Raw genomic sequence first — 19,169 nt, forward strand, 5'->3', positions numbered from 1 at the left:
TTAAGGCCGGTAACTGTTGCAACGCCAAAGATCATGCGTGCGCGTGCGGCCGCAACGGCTGACTTTGGTAATCCAGAGATCGAAAATCCGGGGCTCCCGCAAGCAGGCGATATAGCCAATAGCATGGATGACCGCGGCCGCCGGAATGGCCCAGAATGACCGCGTGATGAGGAAAATCTCGGTCGTGACGACAAGATTGATGACAAAATAGCTATAGGTGACGCCAGCAAACATCTGCGGCTGTGTTAATGCCCGGAATATTGGCGTGCGGTTCAGTGGGGTCATGCCTTAACCGCCCACTGCGGCGACACGAATACCCGAAACAATTGCTGTGGCGCCAAAGAGAATGAAGCAGCCGATAATGACGGTCGCACCAAAGCGCCAGTTCATGCGTCCGGTCAGCATCATCAGGCCCACAACCGCAACGGCGATGACGGCTGCTGTGGTTGCGACATTGCCAAGCAATGTGCCCTGTATCCAGCTAAGCGCGTTGACGATTGGCCCCGAACCCTGCGGATCGACATTGGTCACCTGCGCCATCGCGTTTTTTGGAATAGCCAAAGCGGGCGCAGCACATGCAAAAAAGCGTTTAAATCTATATGTCATCATGAACCTCAATATCCTGCGCGATAGGCCGACGTTGCCGACAAGCGTTGCATTATTTGGCGGACGTAATCTTGTGTTTCGCGGTACGGCGGAATGCCACCATATTTTATCACCGCCCCTGGTCCAGCATTATATGCAGCCAAAGCCAGCGGCACGTTATTGCCAAAGCGTTCAAGCTGCTGGCGCAGATAAGCGGTCCCACCAACCACATTCTGTTCCACATCGTGCGGGTTACGCACGCCCAGCTGCCGTGCAGTCCCAGGCATGAGCTGCATCACGCCCATGGCCCCCGCCGTGGAAAGGGCGCGGGGATTATATCGCGACTCCTGCCAAGCAACCGCATCGACGAGATTGCGGTCAATGCCGAAGCGTGTTGCCGCAACCTGAATATGCTGCCGCACGGCATTTTGTGATTGAGAAGAATTGGACGCGGAATCTGCCGTGGGACTATATCGACGTTCAACAGCCGGCGACGCGTCCGCCCGCCATGCCGGCTGCGATATTTCGACCAGATTGCCATTTTGTTTGCGTTCAAAAACATTTGCGTGCGCGCCCGAACAAAATCCGGCGAGAGGAAGAATTGCAAAAATAGGGAGAGCGAAGCGCCTGTTGACCATAATCCCAGCCTAAATCACGCTTGTTACCATGCCGCTGACTAATCTCCTACCCCACCCATCGCAACAAAAAAATTCATTGTTGGGGGTGGGAAAAAGTATAAGATAGTAACACCATTGGTCGGCGTTACATAATTACACATTGTGGCAACGGCGGTGGGAGCCACGGCGTTTCCGTAACTTGGAATCGGCCCTATGGTTGGGGGAGAGTGTGATGACGCAAGCTGAATGCGCGGCTCTGGAAGAGGTAGTAGAAGCGGATAGCTACCCAGATACATTCGCTGTGCCGCAGGGAACGGCGGGAGAAAAATCGTCCGCTAATTTTGCAATTCCCGCCGCCTCATTGGTGCTGGCCGCATGTGGCGGAGAAGGAACGGAAGGCAGTTCAATTGCCTCTGTTTTGGCACCAACTGTGCAAGTCGCGAAACCTGCGACAGATGGCGAAGCAGCCCGTTTCATTTTGAAGGCCAGCCTTGCGGCGACCGAACCCGAAATCGCGGACATTCGATCTGTGGGTTATGTGGCGTGGCTCGACAAACAGATGGACATTCCGATTAGCCAGACCGGTGTCGACTGGCTGTCATCGCGCGGGTACGACCAAGTGACCGTCGACGAATTTTATTTCCGAGACAACTTAGCCGACAACATGGTTTGGAACCAGTTGATCACCAGCCCCGACCCCGTTCGCAAAAGATTGGCATACGCGCTTTCCCAATTTTTTGTCGTTTCGACCAACGGCATCGAAATCGAATGGCGGTCCAATGCGATGGCGGCGTATTGGGATGTTCTCAATCGTAATGCTTTGGGAAATTTTCGTCAGCTACTCGAAGATGTGACCCTCAACCCCGCAATGGGTGTTTACCTGAGCACGCTTGATAACAAGAAAGAAGATTCGCGGACCGGCCGCGTGCCTGACGAAAATTATGCGCGTGAAGTCATGCAGCTTTTCACACTTGGCTTGAATGAGCTCAATAATGACGGCACCAAAAAAATCGGAAGCACTGGCCAGCCCATCGAAACATATACCAATGCCGATGTATCCAACCTCGCCCGGGTATTTACCGGCTATAGTTATGACTATGCGAATTTGGTCAGAACGCCCTCTATCCGTTTTCCATCTCAAAAAATCGCACCCGTAGAATCTGTAATAAGGCGAATGACAAGCGATCCGACCAGATGGGAGCGAGCGCAAACCGTTAGCCAACACTCAATGCTGGAAAAAACATTTCTGGGTACAACTATTCCGGCCAACACCGATGCTCCAACATCGATGAAGCTGGCGCTGGACACGCTTTTTAATCATCCCAATGTTGGCCCGTTCTTTTCAAAGCAAATGATCCAGCGTTTGGTGACGAGTAACCCCAGCGCTGGCTATGTTGATCGTGTCGCCAGGATATTCAACAATAATGGTTCGGGCGTTCGTGGAGATCTGCGGGCGGTGTTCAAGGCCATTTTGCTTGATGATGAAGCGACAAATGCTACCGGATTAACGTCGCCGACCTTTGGCAAAGTTCGCGAGCCTGTATTGCGCTTTACGCAATGGGCCAGAAATTTCGGCGCCACATCGCAATCAGGTAATTGGACCATCAACAATACGTCCAACGCGGCCTTCAGCCTTGGCCAAAGTCCGTTGCGTGCGCCGTCTGTGTTTAATTTTTACCGCCCGGGTTACGTCCCTCCCAACACCGCCATCGCAACCAACACGCTGGTTGCACCTGAATTCCAAATCGTTAACGAAGTCAGCGTTGTAGGCTATATCAACTTCATGGCTTCAGCCATCGGATCAGCCAACGGCCTGAACAATGACGTCAAAGCAACGTATACGCGTGAGCTCGCAATCGTTTCCGACACTACGGCCTTACTGAACAGGTTGTCCTTATTACTGTCCGGCAACCAGCTCTCCGACAGCACCAAAGCGACTATCAAGGCTGCCCTTGACGCGACGACCGTAACGGACACCAGTTCGTTGGCAGACAAACAACGGCGGGTGTATCTGGCAACACTACTCGTGTTTGCCTCCCCCGATTACTTGGTCCAAAAATAGGGAGGGTCTCGTGCACATTAGCAAGATGGAAGATATATCACGACGCGCTTTCCTTCGTCGCTCTAAACAATTGGCTGTGGCGGGGACTGCTGGGTCTTGGGCCATGGGTCTTGCGGGCATGGGGGAGGCAGCGGCCTTCAGCGCAGGCAATGATTACCGCGCATTGGTCTGCGTATTTCTAAACGGTGGTAACGACCATAACAGCACGTTGATCCCTTATGACTCGGCGAATTACGACCTGTACAGCGCCATTCGCGGCGGCGGCCCTGGACAAACCGCAGGCGGGATTACGTTAGCGCGTTCGTCCCTCGCGGCAACCGCCCTCACACCCGCCAACGGCCAAGTGCTGACCAATAATGTGCAATATGCGCTCGCACCGCAAATGACCCGCATGAAAGCTTTGTTTGATGCAGGTAAATTGGCGCCATTGCTGAATGTCGGTCCGCTGATTGCGCCATTAACTTTGGCCCAATATCAAAGCAGCAATTTGGTGGCCAACCCTCGGCCTGCGAAACTGTTTTCGCATAATGACCAACAATCGACATGGCAGTCTTATAAGCCTGAGGGCGCCACTGAAGGTTGGGGTGGCCGGATGGGCGACCTAGCCTTGTCCAGCAACACCAATTCACTGTTCACCTGCATTTCGGCAACGGGCAATGCCGTTTTTTTGGCGGGGAACGATGCGATTACCTATCAGATATCACCAGGCGGCGCACCATCCATAAATGGTCTTAATGGCTCCCTATTTGGGTCTGCAGCGGGCAGCAATGCGCTTCGAACATTGTTGACGCAGTCGAGCAACAATATCTTTGAAGCGGAGTATAATAGGGTAGCGCGCCGCTCCATAGATGCGGGAGTTGTTATCAATGCGGCGCTACAGCAGATATCCCTTTCGACGTCATTCCGACCAGTGTCCGGCACCAACAGTTTAGCGGACCAACTTCAAATAGTTGCGCGCATGATCGCGGCGCGCCAAGCGCTGGGCGTAAAGCGCCAAGTGTTTATGGTAAGCTTAGGCGGCTTCGACAATCACGACAATTTGATTGAAGCGCACGCAACGCTCATGAGCCGTGTCGATTTCGCATTTGACGCCTTCTATCGTGCAACCGTGGAATTGGGTGTCGCTGACAAGGTGACGACCTTCACGGCGTCTGATTTTGGCCGCACGCTGCAGTTTAACGGTGATGGATCTGACCATGGCTGGGGCGCGCACCACTTCATCATGGGCGGCGCGGTGAACGGCGGCCGCTATTATGGGGTCGCACCACAAATCTCGGTTAGAAGCCCGGACCAAGTCGGCCTTGGCCGTTTGCTTCCAACGGTTTCAGTCGATCAATATGCGGCAACACTTGCCACTTGGTTCGGCGTTGCGCCTAGTGAACTGCCCAGCATCGCGCCCAACATTGGTCGGTTTAACGGCGCTAATTTGGGTTTCATGCAATAACTGCCACAGGCGCACAGGCGCTTATGCCGCGCCTTTGCTTTGGCAGCGCAAATGGGGACAACGGCCTGCGGCGTTCCAGGATGGACAAGGGTCGCGACCCGACGTCGCTATCGGGCTGAAAATTTCAGTCCGATCCAGAATATCCGGGGTGTTCCAAGGTCGATGGACGTTCCCACTTTGCGGGTTACAACTTCTTCATTGAGGATATTCTCCACCCGGCCGGTCAATGCGATCTGCCGGGTGAGGGGGATTTGTGCAAAGCCATCAAAGGTCAGCGCCGATGGCAAAATATTCGCCTCAAGATCATCTTCGAATTGTGCGCCGACATAACGGGCGGTTGCCGACACTATGGCACCAGCGCCTGGCGTCCAACGCACCGTCGCATTTGCGGCATGCCGGGGGCTTTGTGCAGGTGTGAGTCCATTGAGGGCGCTGGCAATGCCCGATGCGCGCACTTTGCTGTGGCTGAACGCGTAAGATGCAGCAATGCTGACCGCACCAAATTGCGCTTCGCCGCTGAGCTCAACGCCCTTGGCAATGACAGCATCGACATTGCCGCGCTGGCGCAGGTTGTTGCCAATCGTGACGTTGGCGATGGCGTCGTTGAGCCTGTTGTAGAACAACGTTGCGCCAAGGGTCACGCCAGCGGCGGGCCGGACATCAAACCCCGCCTCAACACCGCGCAGCTTTTCCACGTTCAACGCTTCATTGGCGCGCGTTGCGACGGGGAAGACGGTGAACGGTCGGTAGAGTTCGTTCAGCGTGGGCAAACGAAAACCGGTATAGGCCGCGGTACGGAGCGCAATGCCATCGGTCGGCGCATATAGTGCGCCAACCCGCGCGCTGGACTGCCAATTTGCGCGATCGGCAAAGACATCATCGCGCACGACGGTTCCGTTGGTGGCGCGCTCAGCAAAAAAGCCATTGTCGATCGTCCAGCGGTCCGCGCGAATGCCGCCAGTCAGTGTCAGATCGCCAATCGTCGTATCATTCTCGGCGAAAACACCAAATGTCGCGCTGTTGCCACCGGCGTTGCGCCGCGCGGTGACGAGACCGGTGACGCCGCTGTAGACATCCTCAAACAGCTCGCCTTCAGATAGCCGCGCATCGACGCCCATGCGCAATTGATGATCGCCGCCAACGGGTGGCCTGACCTCAATTTTGCCGCCGATCCCAGTGGATGGCGTGTTGCGTTGGTCGAGCGTTTTGCGGAAAGACGTGGCGCTAACCACGATGTTGGTAAAGTTGCGTGCCTGAACATAGGCCAGCGCGTCGACTTGCCAGCGGCCCTGCGACACGATGCGGATGCTCGCGTCTTGTCCTTCGGAGCTGCTGTCTGCGCCTGCAAAGCGCAAGGTGCGGTTGTCTTGAAACAGCAGCCCACGCAGCTGCAATTCTACCCCGTCCGCCAAAGGCGCAACAGCGCGCAATCCGGTTGACCAGCTGTCGTAGGCGGCGCGGACGTCGGTTGGCTGGCGTGTTGCGCGTGGCGCTGTGTAAAAGCCGTCGCCGCGATCCCACCGACCCGAAACGCTCACAAATCCGGCACCGAGATCCGTCGCAAGGCCAGCGGAAAGTTCGCTAGCGTTGCCGCTGCCATAAAAGGCCGACAAGGCCGCGTCGGGTAGGTCGGCCCGCCCCGCGCTGTTTAGCTCGATGGTCCCTGCGACGGCCCCTGCACCAAAGGCGCCATTGCCGCCGCCGCGCGTGACGCGAATGGACGATAAACGTTCGGGGGTCATTGCGCTAAAGGGGATGTAACCAAAAAACGGGTCTGCCTGAGGCACGCCATCCAGCAGCACCAGCGTGCGGCTTGACGCATTGCCCCCAAGCGCGCGCAACGTGGCACCTTGCGCCGATGGATTGGCTGACCGGCTGTCTGACCGCCGGAACTGTTGAAAGCCAGCGACATCGGCGAGGATATTTTCGATGCGGCCAGACGCTTCGCTGCTTAGGCGCGCGCGGTCGATTTCCACCGAGCCATAAGCCGGGTCACCCTTCGTCTGGTCCAGTCCTTTTCCGGTGACAATGATAATCGGTTCTGCACTCTCCTGCGCATAAGCAGCAGGCGTACCGATGGCGATCGCCAGCAGCGAGGTTCGAGCCAATAGCGTGATCATGCAGGTTTCCGAAAAAATGAAGGATAAGGATATTGCGGCGTTCTGAAGCCCATATATGCACCGTCACCAATTTTTGAACCATAATATACCGAGGTTGCATTAATGGTCTGACACGGGCATTGGCGGCGCACGGAATTAGGAGAAAAGCTATGCGTCAAATCGATCATTTCATTAGCGGTGGCACAGGCGCCAGCGCATCGCGTTTTGGCGATATCATGGATCCAAACAATGGCGGCGTTCAGGCGCGCGTTGCATTGGGCGATGCCGCTGTGTTGGAACGCGCGGTGCAGGCAGCATTGGCTGCGCAACCTGCGTGGGCGACGACTAACCCGCAGCGCCGTGCACGCGTGATGTTCGAATTCAAGCGTCTGGTTGAAGCAAACATGGACGAGCTGGCGCATATGCTTTCGTCCGAACATGGCAAGGTCATTGCCGACAGCAAGGGCGACATTCAGCGCGGGTTGGAAGTCATCGAATTTTGCTGCGGCATCCCGCATGTACTAAAGGGCGAATATAGCCAAGGCGCCGGCCCCGGCATTGATGTATATTCTATGCGTCAGCCAATCGGCGTTGGAGCAGGCATTACCCCGTTTAACTTCCCCGGCATGATCCCCTTGTGGATGTGCGGCCCCGCGATTGCGACGGGCAATGCCTTCATCATCAAACCAAGCGAACGTGACCCAAGCGTTCCTGTGCGCTTGGCGGAACTGTTTATCGAAGCTGGCTTGCCGGAAGGCATTTGTCAGGTCGTGCATGGTGACAAGGAAATGGTCGACGCCATATTGGACCACCCCGCCATTGGCGCGGTCAGCTTTGTCGGCTCGTCCGACATTGCGCATTATGTCTACAACCGCGGCGTTGCCAACGGCAAGCGCGTGCAGGCCATGGGCGGCGCAAAGAACCACGGTATCGTCATGCCCGACGCAGACCTCGACCAAGTCGTCAATGATTTGGCTGGCGCGGCCTTTGGTTCAGCCGGCGAACGCTGCATGGCGCTTCCTGTCGTCGTGCCAGTTGGCGACGACACTGCAGAGCGTTTGAAGGCGAAGCTCATTCCGGCGATACAAGCCCTACGCGTCGGCGTCTCGACCGATGCCGAAGCGCATTATGGTCCGGTTGTAACCGCACAGCATAAGGCAAAGGTTGAGGGCTGGATACAGACCTGCGTTGATGAAGGCGGCGAGCTGATTATCGATGGACGCGGGTTCAAGCTTCAGGGACATGAAGAAGGTTACTTCATTGGACCAACTTTGTTCGACCATGTCACAACCGACATGGAAAGCTATAAGGAAGAAATCTTCGGCCCAGTGCTGCAGATCGTCCGCGCGGCCAACTTTGAAGAGGCCTTGGCGCTTCCGTCGAAGCACCAATATGGCAATGGCGTCGCGATCTTCACGCGCAATGGCCACGCTGCCCGTGAATTTGCGGCACGCGTCAATGTCGGCATGGTCGGCATCAACGTGCCGATCCCCGTGCCGGTGGCCTATCACAGCTTTGGCGGCTGGAAACGCTCTGCCTTTGGTGACACCAACCAGCACGGCATGGAAGGCGTGAAGTTCTGGACCAAGGTCAAGACCATCACCCAGCGTTGGCCAGATGGCTCGCCCGACGGTGGCAACGCGTTCGTCATTCCCACAATGGGATAAGCCAAATGAAAATCGCATTTATCGGTCTTGGCAATATGGGCGGCGGCATGGCCGCAAACCTCGTTAAGGCAGGACACAGGGTACATGCGTTTGACCTTTCGGCGGACGCTTTGATGCGGGCGCAGGAAAATGGCTGCGCCACGTTTACCTCCGTGCGTGATGCGGTGGATGGCGTTGACGCTGTCGTATCGATGCTGCCCAATGGCACAATCGTCGATAGCGTATTTGAAAATGATGTATTGGGCCACGCCCCCAAGGGCGCGGTGTTGCTCGATTGTTCGACAATTGACGTGGATACCGCGCGCAAGGTGACGGCGGGTGCGGTCGCAGCGGGCTATGACATGGTTGATGCGCCCGTCTCGGGCGGCATTGCGGCGGCCAATGGGGGCACGTTGACCTTCATGGTGGGTGGCACCGATACCGCCTTTGCGCGGGCAGAGCCTATCCTGTCGGCGATGGGCAAGGCTGTCATTCATGCGGGCACATCAGGGGCCGGTCAGGCGGCAAAGATATGCAACAATATGCTGCTCGGTGCATCGATGATTGCGACCTGCGAAACTTTTGCCATGGCGGAGAAGCTCGGGCTCGACCTTCAAACCTTTTACGACATTTCGTCGAAAGCCTCTGGCCAAAATTGGTCGATGACCAGCTATTGCCCTGTTCCCGGCGTCGGACCGACTTCGCCTGCCGATAATGATTATCAGGGCGGCTTTGCGACCGCACTGATGCTGAAGGACCTTAAGCTGGCGATGGAAGCTGCGCAGTCCGTCAACGCCGATGTGCCCATGGGCGCGCGGGCGGCCGAGCTATACGCGCAATTTGATGCCGCTGGAAAAGGCGGCATGGATTTTTCGGCGATCATTCAAAGCCTGAAAAACTAACGCAAAACATCTGCGCGCTGCGCTTTGATGATGCAGCGGGATTGCCACCGCGACCCAAAACATTCTAGAACCACCAAGACATTCAATCTTACCCGTCTAGCAGATCATATATGGCCTGCGCTGATATTGAGGAGTTTACCGTGCAGTCAGTCACCACGCAGAAAATCGATGATATCCTTGTTGTTCTTGTCGATAACCCGCCCGTTAATGCGTTGTCATGGCATGTCCGGCAGGGGCTGAAAGACGGTTTTGAGCAGGCACTTGCCGACGACTCGGTCAAAGCGATTGTGCTGCGTTGCGCGGGATCAACCTTCATTGCAGGCGCCGACATCACCGAATTTGGAAAGGCGCCGCAAGGGCCTGATTTCAACGCGGTGCTCAACATGATTGAAGCGGCGCATAAGCCTGTCGTCGCTGCCATCCACGGGACGGCGCTTGGCGGCGGATTGGAAACGGCGCTTGTCTGCCATTACCGTATCGCGGTTCCATCGGCCCGGCTTGGTGTGCCTGAGGTCAAGCTTGGCCTGCTGCCGGGTGCGGGTGGCACGCAACGGCTTCCGCGTGTCGTGGGGATTGAGGCTGCCGCAACTATGTGCGCACTTGGGGAGCATTTGCCCGCTGCTAAGGCAGCCGCAATTGGCTTAGTCGACAAGCTTGCCGGTGAAGATAGTCTGGCGGAAGATGCCATCGCTTATGCACGCGAATTGATTTCTGCCGGTCCTCGGCCAACCCGCGACCGGCCTCTGACCGGCGACGTCGGCGTCATTGAACAGTTGAAGGCTGCCAATGCGAAAAAATGGCGCGGCTTTGATGCGCCTTACGCCAATTTGGCGTGCGTTGAGGCCGCGACACGCCTGCCATTTGATGAAGGCATGCAATTCGAGCGCACGGAATTTCTCAAGCTGATGGGCGGTTCGCAATCGGCTGCGCAGCGCCACATGTTTTTTGCCGAACGACAGGCTGCGAAGATTGATGGATTGCCCAAGGATTTGGCCCTGCGCGCCATTAAGAAAGTCGGCGTCATTGGCGCAGGCACCATGGGCGGCGGCATATCGATGAATTTCCTGTCCAAGGGGATTCCCGTGACCATCGTTGAGATGGTTCAAGAAAATCTGGATCGCGGCGTGGGCGTCATCCGCAAAAATTACGAAAATAGTGCCGCCAAGGGCCGCTTCACGACTGAACAGGTCGAGGGCATGATGGGTCTGCTGACGCCGTCACTCGCGCTTGAGGATCTCGCAGATTGCGACCTCGTGATTGAAGCCGTGTATGAAAGCATGGACGTCAAGAAAGAGGTGTTTGGCAAACTTGATGCCATTTGTAAGCCCGGTGCGATTTTGGCGTCGAACACATCCTATCTCGATGTTGATGAAATCGCGGAGAGCACCTCGCGGCCCCAAGACGTGGTGGGCATGCACTTCTTCTCGCCTGCCAATGTGATGAAATTGTTGGAGGTCGTCCGCGGTGCAAAGACTGCGGACGATGTGCTCGCGACCGCGATGGCCATCGGCAAGAAAATTGGCAAAGTGGCGGTGGTCGCTGGTGTCTGTCATGGCTTTATTGGCAACCGGATGCTGTCAACGCGCCAACAACCCGCGATGCAATTGTTATTGGAAGGCGCAACACCGGCGCAAATAGACAAGGTCCATACCGATTTTGGCATGCCGATGGGGCCTTTCCAGATGAGCGATTTGGCTGGCCTTGATATTGGCTGGCACCGCGACCCAAGCCGCATTGAAACGATCCGTGATGCGCTGTGTGCGGCGGGACGTTTTGGTCAGAAAAACGGCAAGGGCTTTTACGATTATGATGAAAAGCGCGTCGGTACACCAAGTGCTGAGGCGCTCGCGATCATTGAAGAGTTCCGGTCGACCTCTAACTTGCCGAAACGTGACATCAGCGATCAGGAGATTGTCGAGCGGACACTCTACCCGATGGTTAATGAGGGCTACAAAATACTTGAGGAAGGCAAGGCCCAGCGGCCGTCCGATATCGATGTGGTCTGGATCTATGGCTATGGCTGGCCCATTTATCGCGGCGGCCCCATGTTCTGGGGCGATCTTGAAGGTGCTGGCAAGATCGTAGAAGCACTAGAGCGGCACGGCGTTGCGGTGGCAGAAAGCCTGAAGGCTAAGGCGTAAGTTCTAAGCGCCGATTAACAGTAATGGGTGCGAACGGTTGTCGTGAATGACGGCCGTTTGCACCTTATTGCCCGGCTACTGATCGATAGCCCACGTGCCGTGAACTTTATTGTGCATGGCGATGGGTGCCCGATAGTCGGGGGCGGGGTGTAATATCCCCGATATCACACATATTTGTTTCAGAATGTTTGTCGTCAGGCGTTTTGATGAGTGATTTCACCCAATGCGCCGATGAACTGGTCGGTGCATCGATCCCAATCGAAACTCTGCGCATAAGCAGTAGCGTCGGCTTTGCGCACATTAAGCGCGTTCTGAATCGCAGAGGACAGGTCGTCGCTTAAAGATCCGATCGGTCGTGGCAATTCGGACCAGGGGCCGCGACCATCTGGACCGATAATATCCAAAGGACCAGGGACGGGAAATGCAGCGACCGGAAGTCCAGATGCCAACGCTTCGATCATCACCAACCCAAATGTATCGGTTCGACTGGGAAATACAAAAACGTCTGCGGTGGCATAGGCGCTTGCCAGTTCAGTTCCCTTGAGCGTTCCTAGGAAAATGGCATTGGGATATTTTATTCTTAATTCAGACAAGGCAGGTCCGTCGCCGATCACGACCTTACTGCCTGCGACTTCCGCAGATAGAAAGGCTTCCAGATTTTTCTCCACGGAAACACGTCCCACGGAAATCATGACGGGTTTGGGTAGGTTTGCCAACAGAGGATGGTCGGGCTGATCTCCATGAAAAAGGCCATGGTCGATGCCGCGTGACCATAAGCGGGTATTGGGGATACCCCGCACCGAAAGCTCATCTATAAGGCCCCTTGTCGCGGTCAGGACGGCACGAGATGGCTTATGGAACATCCGCATGATTGGCCAGAACCACTCGGAGGATAGCCCCGTTCGTACGGCCAGATAATCCGGAAAGCGCGTATGAAATGCCGAGGTAAAGGGCACATCATGCGCAAGGCACCATGCCCGTGCGCTCCAGCCAATTGGGCCTTCGGTCGCGATATGGACAATATCTGGAGCCATGGCGTGTAAAGCCTTACGCACGCCAAAGCGGGGTGCCAGCGCAAGGCGTATTTCCGCGTAGCCGGGGCAGGGAATGGTGGTGAACCGGTCCGGTGCGATCACTTCGACGGTATGTCCGCGCGATTTCAGCCGGTTGACCGTTTCGGTCATGGTCCGGACAACGCCGTTGACTTGCGGCAACCAAGCGTCCGTTGCGATGGCGATCCTCACGCGGGGGTCAAAGCCCGCTTTTCCGCAGATTTCCGGACATGCTCGGCCCAATCGATAATCGCCATGGATCCGTCTTTGGCCTCGGTCAGCGCGGTGCAGCTTTCGACCCAGTCGCCGTCATTATAATAAGTGATCGATCCAAACTGCCGGATTTCCGCAGAATGGATGTGGCCGCAAACAACACCCTGTACACCGCGAAGCGCGGCTTCACGCGCCACCACTTCTTCATATTGCCCGATAAACTGCACCGCGTTTTTGACGCGCATTTTCAGATAGGATGACAGCGACCAATAAGGCATGTTCAATCTGCGGCGCACCGCGTTGAGAACGACGTTGGCTTTCAATAGCAACGTGTATGCTTGGTCACCCAAAAAGGCGAGCCAGCGGGCATATAGCACGATGCCGTCAAAGGCATCGCCGTGCGTCACGAGTAATGCGCGGCCGTCGGCGGTCTGGTGGATCGCCTCCAGTTGGACCTCAACGCCGCCAAAGCTCAGGCCTGCATAATCACGGAACATTTCGTCATGGTTGCCGGGAATATAGACGACGCGGGTGCCGCGATGCGCCATTTTTAACACTCGTCTGATGACTTCATTATGCTGGTCTGGCCAATACCAACCCTTGCGCAAACGCCAGCCATCCACAATGTCGCCGACCAGATACAGCGTCTCGCACTCGATGGAATGCAGAAAATCGCTTAGCAGCCCCGCCTGACAACCAGCTGTGCCCAAATGCACATCTGAAATCCACACCGTGCGAAACCGCATCTTTGGTTGGTAGCTTTTTGGTTCGGGCTTATCGAACCATGCCGGCAGTTTTGGACCTTTTTCATCGCTTTTAAAAAGCAGGCTGTCGCTTAATTCAGTGGTTGTCATATTGCCCATCCCCGTTGTCTTAATGAAACCCTAAACGACGGATGAGTCATGTGCGTGGCAGATCAATGACATTTTTTTTGCCATTGAAAATTGGCACATGTCATTATTTGACAGCTGCTACCTCTGCGTCAGGCAGAAGCGCACCCATGGCTTTGGCAAGCGTTGGTGCGATCGCCCGCATCAATGGACTATAGGGAAATATCCGTGCATGCCCTTGCTGCTAGACGCGAACTGGCACAGATCCGAAAGCGACTCCGGCTAAAAGCATCACTGTAATTTTACGCATTTTGGTACCTTCCCTGCATAGGTTTGCAGCGCCCAACTGGGGAAGGGTGGTGGCACTGTGATGCGGTTCTTGTGCGACTTTGATAGAAGTTATGTGTCTGAAATATTACTGAATTTAAAGCGCGGATTCTGCATCATCAAACAAGCTCCAAATATATTACAATTTTATTGCAGTGATGTCATATAAGTGTCATATTCAAGGGAGAGATGAGGAGAAAACGGATGAAACTGCTATTCGTAGGTGCTTTAGTAACTGGCCTGATGGGCGGTGCAGCCCACGCCCAACCGACCATGAATATTGAAACAGCATACCCAAAGGGGTCCATTGGCTATGAGGCTCTCGTAAAGGGCGACAATGCGCAGGCAGTTTCTCAAATACTGACAAGCGCGCAAGTGAGCCGGCATGATCCTGCGAAGCTGCTCAACCTTGGCCGTGCATATGCGCGTATGGGCCGTATGGAAGAGGCTTCGAATATGTTCGCCGCTGCGATGCAGAGCCGTGATAGCGTCGATCTGGTGCTCGCCGACGGCCGCGTGATGAATTCAAAAGACGCTGCGCGTAAGGCCTATGCCGGTTTGCAGATGCGGATTGCGACACGCTGATCCAAATTTCCTGAGGTAACGTCTTGCCTCTAACGCTTTATAAAAGGCGGGCCTAACGGCTCGCCTTTCGTCTTTTCTAGCGCATAATTTTGCTGTGAACCGCCTGTTCTGCGGCTGTCATATATCTGTCGCAAAACATTCTTCTAAATGCAATGTGATAAGCACAACCATGTCACAGCTCGCCCCTATTGGCCGCATGGTCAACGGGTGGGGCCTTATGATGATTCGATTCTGGTCCGTTGCATTTGCCCATCTCGGGCACGTCTTATTTGTTGCGGAGATTTAGAATGTTAAACCCAAAATTACGTGGGATCGTGTATGCGACGGCAGCTGCTGCCCTCGTCACCGGCTGTGGCGCAGATGATATCGCGTCACCAGGCACTGGTGGTAATATCACCATCAACAACCCGGCTGCACCTCCGCCACCACCACCGCCACCACCGCCACCTGCGACAGTTACACCTGCTGGTGGCTGCCCAACCATCGCTGATGCGCAAGGCTTGACCGACAGCGGCACCATCACTGGTCCAACCGGCACATATCGCGTCTGCACATTGCCAGCGCGCATCAACACCACCAGCACATTGCCAAAGATTGCCGGCGTTCTGTATCGTCTTGGTGGCCGTGTTGACGTTGGTACGGACCAAGGTCCTTCATCCACGAACAACGTCGTCACCTTGAACATCGATCCAGGCGTTATCGTCTTTGGCGGAACCGGCGTGTCATGGTTGAACGTTAACCGCGGTAACCGCATCAACGCTGTTGGTACGGCTGCCCTTCCAATCATCTTCACCAGCCGTGACAACGTCCTTGGTCTCAACAACGACAGCTCGATTGGTCAGTGGGGCGGTATCGTTCTTAACGGCCGTGCGCCAATCACGGATTGCGCAGCACCTGCTGCAACTCCAGGCACTGTTGCTTGCGAGCGTCAGGTTGAAGGCGCAGTTGACCCGGCACTTTATGGTGGCGCGAACACCGCCGATAACAGCGGCCGTTTGAGCTTTGTCCAAATTCGCTACTCGGGCTTTGTTCTTTCGGGCAACTCCGAACTGCAAGCACTGACCACTGGCGGCACCGGCACCGGTACTGTTCTGAACAACATCCAGTCGTTCAACAGCTCTGACGATGCCGCAGAATTCTTCGGCGGCAACGTCAACATGAAGTATTTCGTGTCGATCGGTGCGGATGACGATAACTTGGACACGGACACAGGCGTAAAGGCGAACTTCCAATATGTATTGGCAGTGCAGCGTCCAAATGCCGGTGACTCGATGATCGAAGCTGACTCGGACAACGCCACGGACGGCAATACGCCGCGCCAAAACGTACGTCTGTCGAACTTCACCTTCATTCAGCGCAACAACACCGGTAACCTGTCGGCAATGTTGCTGCGTGGTGGTACCGATTACAGCATGTTTAACGGTGTAGTTGTCAGCCCATCGACATCATGCCTGCGGATCAGCCGTGCACAGACAGTATCGGCAACAGCAAACGCAGCCATTGACGAAGCTGGCGCGCCAGTATTCCGTTCGGTTGTTATGCAGTGCGGATCGCCAGCCTTTGTTGGTTCGAGCGGTGTGACCGAGGCGCAAGTCAGCGCGGTGTTCGGTTCGGGAGCGAACAACAATAACAGTGCGTTCGTACCAAGCCTGACGTCATTGTTCATCAATGGTGCCACCGAAAACGCAGTTACAGCGTTCAACGCCAGCAGCATCGCATCTTACTTTGATGCAACAACCTATATCGGTGCTGTCCGTGACGCCAACGACACTTGGTATGCAGGCTGGACCTGCAACAGCTCGACGGCCAATCTGGGCACCAGCGTAACCGGTCTCTGCACCTCACTGCCAACATATTAATAGCTGGCGTATAATATCGGGTGAGGTGCGGCCAAGCGGGCATGCACCTCACCCTTTTTTCGAATTTATAAAAGGGAATTACAATGTTGAAGCCAGTGGAGGCAATCAGACTGTTGCTTTTGACGTCGGCGCTCGTTTCGCCTTCCATGCTGATGGCGCAAGACGCCGCAGCGGAACAGGCCGAACAAGCCAGTGCTGAAGCAGCACCAGCAGAAACGCCAACAGACGCAGCCGAGCCAGTCGAAGAGGATGTCGATGTCTCTATTCCGGGTGGCGAGGAAATCGTCGTACGCGGATATCTGGATCGCAACATTTCCAAGAACGCGGCGCAAGTCGTGTCCGTGCTGTCGAGCGCAGATATTGAACGTACCGGTGAAGGCGACATTGCCGGCGCACTATCGCGTGTCACCGGCCTAAGCGTCGTGGGCAGTGGATTTGTCTATGTGCGTGGCCTTGGTGATCGTTATTCGCTCGCATTGCTCAACGGTTCGCCGCTTCCAAGCCCTGAGCCATTGAAGCGCGTTGTTCCGCTCGATCTTTTCCCCACAAGCGTGATTGCATCTTCGCTTGTGCAAAAAACCTACTCGGCAAACTTCCCCGGCGAATTTGGCGGCGGCGTTATTAACCTGACAACCAAAGCGATCCCGCGCGAAACATTCCTGACGGTCGGCGGTGACTTGAGCGTCAATAGCGAGACCACCAATCAATTGGGCTACACATATTATGGTAGCTCGCAGGATTGGAGCGGTTTCGATAATGGCAACCGTGACCTAAAGCCCGCGCTTGCATCCTATCTCGCCAGCGGCGCTCGTATCAGCGCGGGTACCGTTGATACGCAGGCTATTGCTAGCGAGCTTATCACCGGCCGGAATGCTGTTGTTCAGCGTGACAAGAATCTGCCGCCAAATGGCTCAGGCACGATTACCGGCGGTACGAGCTTCGAAATCGGCGATGACATCACTATGGGGGTCATCTTCAACGCCGGTTACAGCAACAAATGGCGTACCCGCGACACGATCCAACAAACAGCATCGACGCTCGACCTGAGCCAGAAAGAGCTGGATTTCCGGAAAGTCATTACCGACAACCGTATGGTCGTGAACGGCTTGCTTGGCTTTGGTATCGAAGTGGGTGAACAAAAAATCCGTTTGACCAATCTGTTCATTCGCGACACGCTGAAACAAGCGCGTCTCGGTGTCGGCACCCGTCAGACAACATCGCCCACCGCGACATTGATGCAGCAGGATACAGCATGGTTCGAACGCCAGTTGGTCGATAGCCAGCTGGTCGGTGAGTTCAAATTGTCACCTGACGTGAATTTGAGCTTCCGTGCAGCCTACGCCAATTCTCAGCGCGAGGCGCCGGATGAAATCAGCCTCGAATATTATCGCAGCAACATCACGTCGGATCCTTATGGCCAATTGTTCATCAACCGTCTCAACAACGGTCAACAGGGAAGCGCCGAAGTCAGCTATTCCTTTCTGAATGAAAATCTGTGGGCTGGTGGTTTGGATCTGTCGGCAAAGGTCACGCCGGATATTACCGCGACGATAGGCTATGCCTATTCGGATACGGCGCGCCGCACCGAACGCCGTGACTTTCAGTTTGTTGCACCCGGCGGCACGCCCATCGCGCCGTCATTATTCCGTCCAGACCTTTTGCTGCAACCGGACATTATCGATTTTTACAACATCGCGTTGATCGATACCAACGAAGCAAACCCGGTCTTTGACGCAAGCTTGGTAAACCATGCAGGTTACGGCCAAATTCAGGCGTTCATTACGCCGGCGATCAGCCTAAACCTTGGTGTGCGTTACGAAACGGCTGAACAGACTGTTGTTCCGGTTCAGGTCTTCACGACGCCAACGGCATCGCTTGCCTCCACCAGCTTGGATCAGAGCTATTGGTTGCCTGCAGCGACGCTGACGTGGGACATGAATGAACAGATGAAGTTCCGGTTGAGCGCGTCGAAAACCATCGCGCGTCCGCAATTCCGCGAACTGATTTTCCAGAACTTTTACGATACAGACTCCAACCGTCTTTTCCGCGGAAACCCGCTGTTGACGGACAGCCAGCTGTACAATGCTGAAGCACGCTATGAATGGTATTTCGACCGTGAGCAGCGTTTCACTATTGCCGGTTTCTTCAAGCGTATCGATAGTCCTATCGAGTCGTTCTCAAGCTTTGATGATAACTCCGTTATCACCAGTTTCGCGAATGCACCGAAGGCTGATTTGTACGGTGTTGAAATCGAAACGCAGAAATATTTCGATCTCTCTGCCATTGGCGACGAAGGCTTTTTTGCGACACGTCGCGCGGTTGTCATTGCCAACTACACCTACACAAAGTCAAAGATCAGTGTGAAGGCGGGCGATCAGGTTGCGGTGTTTAACGCATCGTCCACCGACGCACTCGACTTCTTCACCGACGGTTCGTCATTGACCGGCCAAGCCGATCATCTGATCAATCTGCAATTCGGCCTCGAAGATACCGAGCGCTTGTCACAGCAGACAATCTTGCTCAGCTATTCGACCGATCGGGTTACCAGCCGTGGTGCATCAGGCCAGCCCGATATCAAGGAAAAGCCTGGCATCCAGCTCGATTTCGTTGCGCGTGAAGGCTTTACGCTTGGTGGCAAAGAAGCGGAACTGAAATTCGAAGTCCGTAACCTGACCAACACCAAATATCAGGAGTTTCAGGAAAACGGCGCGAACAAGATTTTCTACAACCGTTACAAACAAGGCATCAGCGCCTCAATCGGTGTAGAGCTTAACTTCTAAAGGGAAAACAGCACCCTGACTCGCGGC

Annotated in this window: 14 protein-coding genes; 8 read left to right on the forward strand and 6 right to left on the reverse strand. The window is 55.2% G+C overall.

The window, feature by feature from the left end; genetic code table 11:
- Genes ACIQZK_RS00545 through ACIQZK_RS00555 form a run of 3 tightly spaced genes read right to left on the reverse strand, consistent with a single transcriptional unit; the run spans position 1 to position 1,007 of the window.
- Positions 1-285, reverse strand: coding sequence for a type IV secretion system protein VirB3 (locus tag ACIQZK_RS00545; protein WP_395637408.1), 285 nt, complete (start codon positions 283-285; stop codon positions 1-3).
- Between the two features lie 3 nt (positions 286-288).
- On the reverse strand, positions 289-606 hold the full coding sequence (locus ACIQZK_RS00550; RefSeq protein ID WP_397574454.1) for a TrbC/VirB2 family protein: 318 nt from the start codon (positions 604-606) through the stop codon (positions 289-291).
- Positions 607-614: 8 nt separating this feature from the next.
- On the reverse strand, positions 615-1,007 hold the full coding sequence (locus ACIQZK_RS00555) for a lytic transglycosylase domain-containing protein (protein WP_295493510.1): 393 nt from the start codon (positions 1,005-1,007) through the stop codon (positions 615-617).
- 427 nt (positions 1,008-1,434) lie between these two features.
- Here ACIQZK_RS00555 and ACIQZK_RS00560 point away from each other — a divergent pair, with 427 nt between their 5' ends.
- Together ACIQZK_RS00560 and ACIQZK_RS00565 are read left to right on the forward strand one after the other, a co-directional pair.
- Positions 1,435-3,264, forward strand: coding sequence for a DUF1800 family protein (locus ACIQZK_RS00560; RefSeq protein WP_397574426.1), 1,830 nt, complete (start codon positions 1,435-1,437; stop codon positions 3,262-3,264).
- A gap of 76 nt (positions 3,265-3,340) precedes the next feature.
- Entirely contained in the window at positions 3,341-4,708 is a 1,368-nt protein-coding gene (locus tag ACIQZK_RS00565; RefSeq protein WP_397574427.1) for a DUF1501 domain-containing protein, read from the forward strand.
- A 107-nt stretch (positions 4,709-4,815) separates the two neighbouring features.
- On the opposite strand, the gene ACIQZK_RS00570 is transcribed toward ACIQZK_RS00565, so the two are convergent.
- Positions 4,816-6,828 (reverse strand): TonB-dependent receptor plug domain-containing protein, encoded by a 2,013-nt coding sequence (locus ACIQZK_RS00570; RefSeq protein WP_397574428.1) that lies wholly within the window; start codon positions 6,826-6,828, stop codon positions 4,816-4,818.
- A gap of 149 nt (positions 6,829-6,977) precedes the next feature.
- Here ACIQZK_RS00570 and ACIQZK_RS00575 point away from each other — a divergent pair, with 149 nt between their 5' ends.
- The 3 genes from ACIQZK_RS00575 to ACIQZK_RS00585 all read left to right on the forward strand — a co-directional run bounded on the left by ACIQZK_RS00575 (position 6,978) and on the right by ACIQZK_RS00585 (position 11,496).
- Positions 6,978-8,474, forward strand: coding sequence for a CoA-acylating methylmalonate-semialdehyde dehydrogenase (locus ACIQZK_RS00575; RefSeq protein WP_397574429.1), 1,497 nt, complete (start codon positions 6,978-6,980; stop codon positions 8,472-8,474).
- Between the two features lie 5 nt (positions 8,475-8,479).
- On the forward strand, positions 8,480-9,355 hold the full coding sequence (mmsB, locus tag ACIQZK_RS00580; RefSeq protein WP_397574430.1) for a 3-hydroxyisobutyrate dehydrogenase: 876 nt from the start codon (positions 8,480-8,482) through the stop codon (positions 9,353-9,355).
- A 110-nt stretch (positions 9,356-9,465) separates the two neighbouring features.
- Positions 9,466-11,496, forward strand: coding sequence for a 3-hydroxyacyl-CoA dehydrogenase NAD-binding domain-containing protein (locus ACIQZK_RS00585; RefSeq protein WP_397574431.1), 2,031 nt, complete (start codon positions 9,466-9,468; stop codon positions 11,494-11,496).
- A 194-nt stretch (positions 11,497-11,690) separates the two neighbouring features.
- On the opposite strand, the gene ACIQZK_RS00590 is transcribed toward ACIQZK_RS00585, so the two are convergent.
- On the reverse strand, positions 11,691-12,740 hold the full coding sequence (locus tag ACIQZK_RS00590) for a glycosyltransferase family 4 protein (protein ID WP_397574432.1): 1,050 nt from the start codon (positions 12,738-12,740) through the stop codon (positions 11,691-11,693).
- Positions 12,737-13,615, reverse strand: coding sequence for a UDP-2,3-diacylglucosamine diphosphatase (locus ACIQZK_RS00595; protein ID WP_397574433.1), 879 nt, complete (start codon positions 13,613-13,615; stop codon positions 12,737-12,739). The genes ACIQZK_RS00590 and ACIQZK_RS00595 overlap by 4 nt, the downstream gene beginning before the upstream one ends.
- Positions 13,616-14,122: 507 nt before the next feature.
- Here ACIQZK_RS00595 and ACIQZK_RS00600 point away from each other — a divergent pair.
- From ACIQZK_RS00600 to ACIQZK_RS00610, 3 genes are all read left to right on the forward strand, one after another.
- Positions 14,123-14,503, forward strand: coding sequence for a hypothetical protein (locus ACIQZK_RS00600; RefSeq protein WP_397574434.1), 381 nt, complete (start codon positions 14,123-14,125; stop codon positions 14,501-14,503).
- Between the two features lie 287 nt (positions 14,504-14,790).
- The gene (locus ACIQZK_RS00605) at positions 14,791-16,362 is read left to right on the forward strand and encodes a hypothetical protein (protein ID WP_397574435.1); all 1,572 of its coding nucleotides are present in this window, start codon (positions 14,791-14,793) and stop codon (positions 16,360-16,362) included.
- A gap of 83 nt (positions 16,363-16,445) precedes the next feature.
- Positions 16,446-19,142, forward strand: coding sequence for a TonB-dependent receptor domain-containing protein (locus tag ACIQZK_RS00610; RefSeq protein ID WP_397574436.1), 2,697 nt, complete (start codon positions 16,446-16,448; stop codon positions 19,140-19,142).
- The last annotated feature ends 27 nt before the right edge of the window (positions 19,143-19,169 follow it).

Source organism: Sphingorhabdus sp. (assembly GCF_044338195.1).
GTDB lineage: Bacteria > Pseudomonadota > Alphaproteobacteria > Sphingomonadales > Sphingomonadaceae > Sphingorhabdus_B.